This window comes from Aquitalea sp. LB_tupeE (assembly GCF_013391415.1).
In the GTDB taxonomy this organism is placed as follows: Bacteria; Pseudomonadota; Gammaproteobacteria; order Burkholderiales; family Chromobacteriaceae; genus Aquitalea.
On record NZ_JACAXB010000059.1, the window covers coordinates 1 to 1,127 of the forward strand.

General features: G+C 53.1%; 1 pseudogene. It reads left to right on the forward strand.

The annotated features are described in order from the left end of the window. Nucleotides 1–928: 928 nt before the first annotated feature. Nucleotides 929–1,127 (forward strand): annotated as a pseudogene (locus HWX34_RS21150) (hypothetical protein); the annotation flags it as partial.

Sequence of the window (1,127 nt, forward strand, 5' to 3'; positions counted from 1 at the left end):
GGGCCGCCAAGCCCTTCCCCCGTAGGGGCACACACATTTTCCACCGCTGGCAGTTTTCGAGTACCGGTTGCCCAGTTCACGCCTCCCTTGACTGATTAGGTCTCGAGATTTGCTCAAACTCTACTCTCCGCCGCTCCCTCTCTTGTGCCGTTCCAGGTGCCAACCCGGTCAAATGGCCGTCAGAGATTCCCACGTTAGCTGATTGTGTCGAAACCACGATTTAGGAATACGTCATTTCAAAGTGATGGCATCGCATACGCTTACCCGGTTGCCCGGTTTCTGTCGCGCGATGTTCCATAGCCGCAACTTACCCGCCACCACTCGTCATCAATGAATCACCCCATACAGGGGCGCAGCCAAGGTTTCTTACTGCGATAAAGAGGACTCTCACCTCTATTTACATGCTTAAGCTATCCAGCGACCCACCCATTACGGTGGTGCCATGTACCCAGGACAGAAGGTGATGCCCCCTGCGTATTTTTAACCCGGTACACCTACGTCATTTCTGACGCATCAGCAGCCTACACGCACAGTCTTCGTCACGCCGTTCATTTCCAAACGTCCCGAAGTCCGGATTTTCACCGGTTCACATCTCAGCAGGGTTGGTCTGCGTTACCGCAGCTCCCGTTTCCGTGTCGCCCAACCTCTAAAGTAGATCGGGTCGAGCATGGCATGTCTGCCATAGGCGCCCATTTCAGCCGCACCAGCCAGCGTTACCCGGCATGCAGCTAAGGCGGTGTACGAAAAGTTGGCAGCTTTTCGCGTGTCTTTCGACATGTGTGTGTTTGCAGTTTGGCGTCCTGCGCTTTGCCTCCTCACCAGAGTAAAGGGGCATAACGCAGAACACCGTGCATGCGAGCCTGCCAGATTCACACCTGGCTGCCTGCCCTGAAAACACATCGTTCCTGATGGTGTATAGCGAAATGTGATGAAAATCTTGGAACATCATTACGTGCCAGTCGTAGCTACCGAATCACATTGCAAGGACATAGGTTTTCTTCGCTATACAGAGCATCACCTACCGAATGAGAAAACCTCTATGTCTGCTTCAACACCCATCGCTCACAACAAAACTGCAGCACTAGTCCGTATCGTGGACAGTGTTCCGAAAGGCTATCACCGCTACA